At 61.2% G+C, this 4,355-nt stretch carries 3 protein-coding genes and 1 pseudogene; 3 read left to right on the top strand and 1 reads right to left on the bottom strand.

What is annotated here, in order from left to right; all coding sequences use genetic code 11:
• The 3 genes and pseudogenes from glnA to ntrC all read left to right on the top strand — a co-directional run.
• A pseudogene (glnA, locus tag ACC569_RS14095) lies at nucleotides 1-612 on the top strand (glutamine synthetase); the annotation flags it as partial.
• Between the two features lie 331 nt (nucleotides 613-943).
• Nucleotides 944-2,005, top strand: coding sequence for a nitrogen regulation protein NR(II) (gene glnL, locus ACC569_RS14090; protein ID WP_372524163.1), 1,062 nt, complete (start codon nucleotides 944-946; stop codon nucleotides 2,003-2,005).
• Entirely contained in the window at nucleotides 1,998-3,389 is a 1,392-nt protein-coding gene (gene ntrC, locus ACC569_RS14085) for a nitrogen regulation protein NR(I) (protein WP_372524162.1), read from the top strand. The genes glnL and ntrC overlap by 8 nt, the downstream gene beginning before the upstream one ends.
• Nucleotides 3,390-3,413: 24 nt before the next feature.
• Here ntrC and ACC569_RS14080 read toward each other — a convergent pair.
• Nucleotides 3,414-4,355, bottom strand: a 942-nt coding sequence (locus ACC569_RS14080) for a sulfotransferase (protein WP_372524161.1), incomplete at its 5' end; no start/stop codon positions are given.

Here is a 4,355-nt window from a genome sequence, read left to right as displayed (position 1 = left end):
TCCGGCATGCACGTGCACCAGTCACTGGCGAAAGACGGCAAGAACCTGTTCAGCGGCAACGAGTACGGCGGGCTATCGCAGACCGCGCTCTACTATATCGGTGGCATCATCAAGCACGCCCGTGCGCTCAACGCCATCACCAACTCGCTGACCAACTCCTACAAGCGCCTGGTGCCGGGCTTTGAAGCGCCGGTCATGCTCGCCTACTCGGCGCGTAACCGCTCGGCCTCGATTCGCATCCCGTACGTGCCTAACCCGAAAGGGCGACGCATCGAGGTGCGTTTCCCGGATGCCGGCAGTAACCCCTATCTCGCCTTTACCGCCATGATGATGGCGGGCCTCGATGGCATCCAGAACAAGATCCATCCGGGCGAGGCGATGGATAAGGATCTGTATGACCTGGAGCCGGAAGAGGCGAAGAAAATCCCGACCGTGTGCCACTCGCTCGACATGGCACTCGAGGCGCTCGACAAGGATCGCGCCTTCCTCAAGGCCGGCGGTGTATTCACCGATGACGTGATCGACGCCTATATCGATCTCAAGATGTTGGAAGTCACGCGCCTGCGCATGACCACGCATCCTATTGAGTTTGATATGTATTACAGTGTCTGAGGAAAATGGCTTCGCGAAACATGCCCTCACCCTCATTCCCTCTCCCGCATTCGCGGGAGAGGGAAGCGAGCCGAGGCGCAAATGTCGCGTGCTTCGTAAGATTTGAGTTTGATATGTATTACAGCGTCTAACGAGGGCGCGACATTCGCGGTACTGCCGAACGCCCCCGAGATGGGGGCGTTCGTTTTTGGATCCGTACAGTATCGCTTCATGCACCAAAATGGTGCATGATAAGACTTAGGACAAGAGCTGGCAGCTTATTTATTTTCAAGGAAATCCGACCGGCGTGAAACATGCTTTTTCAGGCCTGAGAACCCCCGACAGGTGGCCCATGCTCACAGGATCCCCTTCACGCATACTCGAAAACCTGACGACGTCGGTGCTGACGTTCGACGCTGAATTGCGCCTGACCAGCATCAATCCCGCCGGCGAGATGTTGTTCGAGGTCAGCGCTAAAAAAATTGTCGGCCAGAAACTCAACGAGCTGTTACCGCAATCACGCCGCATGGTGAAAACCCTGCATCAGACGCTGGAGAGTCGCCATCCATTTACGGTACGCGGCGTGCGACTGCGGTTACCGATGGAGAGAACCATCACCGTGGATTGCATCGTCACTCCGCTCGCCGACGGCGGTCCGGAAACCGCGTTGCTGGTGGAACTCAGCCAAGTGGACCGCCTGATGCGTCTGGCGCGCGATGAAAACATCATCGATCGTCAGGCGGCGAATCGTGCGGTAATGCGCGGCCTGGCGCATGAGATCAAGAACCCGCTCGGCGGGCTACGCGGCGCCGCCCAGCTTCTGGAACGCGAACTCCCGAACAAATCGCTCAAGGAATACACGCGCATCATCATCCACGAGGCCGATCGCCTGCGTAACCTCGTGGACCGCATGATGGGTCCGCATCAGCCGCTGAAAAAGAAACCAGTCAACCTCCACGAAATCCTGGAACACGTGCGCAAGCTGATGCTCGTGGAAGTGCCGGTCGGCCTCACTCTTGAACGCCAATACGACCCGAGCCTTCCGGAATTCGAGGGCGAACCGGAACAGCTGATCCAGGCCGTGCTCAACATCGTGCGCAACTCGGCCGAGGCGATACAGTACCAGGGCGTCATCCGCCTGCGCACGCGCATCGAACGCAGTTTTACCATCGGCCAGAAGCGCCATCGTCTGGTGCTGCGCGCCGATATCGAGGACAACGGCCCCGGCATCCCCGAGGAAATTCGGGAACATATTTTCTATCCCATGGTAACGGCCAAGCCCGGCGGGACGGGCCTCGGGCTGTCCATCGCCCAGGACATCGTCGCCAAGCACGGCGGCCTGATCGAATGTGACAGCCGGCCGGGGTTGACGGTGTTCAGCATCTACCTTCCGCTGGAGAACGGTCATGGCTAGGCAGGATATCGTCTGGGTGATCGATGACGACCGCTCCATCCGCTGGGTGCTGGAGAAGGCGCTCAGCCAGGCGGACATGACGGTGAAAAGTTTCGATTCCGCCAACGAGATCGCGGACCTACTCGATCGGCAGCGGCCGGATGTGGTCATCTCGGATATTCGCATGCCCGGTGTCAGCGGACTCGAACTGCTCAAGACCATTCACGCCAAGGCGCCAGAAATTCCCGTGATCATCATCACGGCGCACACCGACCTGGAAAGCGCGGTCGCGTCCTATCGCGGCGGCGCCTTCGAATACCTGCCAAAGCCATTCGATGTCGACGAGGCGGTGCGACTGGTGCGCCGCGCCATCGAGCACCGCCGCCGGCAGAAGGTGGAGGCGCCGAGCAACGATCGCACCCCGGAAATCATCGGCTCCGCGGCGTCGATGCAGGAAGTTTTCCGCGCCATCGGGCGGCTTTCAGGCTCGCATCTCAGCGTGCTGATCAACGGCGAATCCGGCACCGGCAAGGAACTGGTGGCGCACGCCCTGCACAATCACAGCCCGCGTGCCGACAAATCCTTCATCGCGATCAACATCGCCGCGATCCCGAGCGAACTGCTCGAATCCGAGCTCTTCGGTCACGAAAAAGGCGCCTTCACCGGGGCCATGCTGCAACGCAAGGGACGGTTTGAACAGGCCGACGGCGGCACGCTGTTCCTCGATGAAATCGGCGACATGCCACCGGCGCTGCAAACGCGACTGCTGCGCGTGTTGCAGGATGGCAAGTTCTATCGCGTGGGCGGACACGATCAGGTGGAAACCAACGTGCGCATCATCGCCGCGACCAATCAAGACCTGGAGGACCGGGTTAAGGATGGCAAATTCCGCGAAGACCTATTCCACCGCCTGAACGTCATCCGCATTCACCTGCCTCCGTTGCGCGAACGGCGCGAGGACATTCCGACACTGGCCCGCTACTTCCTCAAGAAATCCGCGGTGGAACTGGGCGTGGAAGCGAAACAGCTGATGCCGCAGGCGGAAGAATACATGAGTCGCCTGTCCTGGCCGGGCAACGTGCGCCAGCTGGAGAACACCTGCCGCTGGCTGACCGTGATGGCCCCGGGTCAGACGATCCGCGTCGAGGACCTGCCACCGGAGCTGCTGGCCGCCGATGCCGGAAATGCCCGCGGCGCCGACTGGGAAGCGCGGCTCAGGAACATCGTCGAACAGCGGCTGGCGCGTGGTGATGGCGAGATTTTCAAGGACATCAACGACAGCTTCGAGCGCATCCTGATTGAGGCTGCGCTCAAGCACACCGGTGGCCGCAAACTGGATGCGGCGAAAAAACTGGGTTGGGGACGCAACACCCTGACGCGCAAGCTCAAGGACCTCGGCCTCTAGACAGTCCTGGTCCTCGAGCGCTTGTCAGACGATTGCGCGCATGCTGGGAGGCGCCATCTGACCACGCAGACGGATCTCATGCACCAGTGTGGTCTGCCGATCGAGACGCATCAGATTTTCCACGTCGGTGCGCCGTCGCGCCTCTTCCTTGAGCCGGCGATTCTCCGCATCGAACCGTCCGATGTCCTCTTCGCTGATGATCCTCTTAGCGCCGCGCGGGATACGCGCGAGATCGTAGCCGAGCGCGGTCAGCACGTTGCCCGCCACCGACTCGAACAGGCGAATGTCCTCTTCCGAGGCTTCGTGCAGGAACTTACGGGTGTTGCCCGCCATGATCGGCCGCACGACGTTGCCCCACAGGTCGCTCGATTCCGCCGCGCGGCGGGCTTCGTTCGACTTGTAGAACTCCAGCATGGATGGGTTAAAACGCACGCCCAAGAACTTACATAGCAAACGCATCGACAGCTCCGGCTGGCTCGTGAGCGACTCGTAACTGATGCTGAAGAACCGGTCCGGACCGATGCGCTCGCACATTCCGAGTGCCAGCTGCTGAGCCACGGCCCATTCCCGGGCGAGGTGGTAGAAATGCTTCTCACCGGTCACCGTCTTACGTGACGAAACCGCGACGTCGCGCCCGTCGCGGTGGAGGTAGATGTAGCGCGGGCTGCGGAAATGCGCCTCGATCTGCGGCAGGTAGGCGATGTTCGCCAGGCTCTGGCAACACCAGCTGCGCGCCTCCCAGGCCGCGGCCATCGCATCGTACACGGCCTCGTACACACCAAGCAGCGTGCGCCGGCGACAGCGCCGCTCGATGTCGGCGCGGTCGAGCGTCACGCCCTCCCACGGCACCGGATTGAGCTCGACCAGCCGGCACACGTCCTCGACGAGCTGGGCGAAGTTTTCCCGTTTCTCGAGATCGCCGTAGTTCGGCACCAGCGGCAGCATACGTTGCAGGATATGCGGCGG

Origin of the sequence: Sulfuricaulis sp. (assembly GCF_041499725.1) — a bacterium.
GTDB lineage: Bacteria > Pseudomonadota > Gammaproteobacteria > Acidiferrobacterales > Sulfurifustaceae > Sulfuricaulis.
The sequence above is the reverse complement of the archived record's forward strand: the minus strand, read 5'-3'. Positions and strand labels throughout refer to the sequence as shown.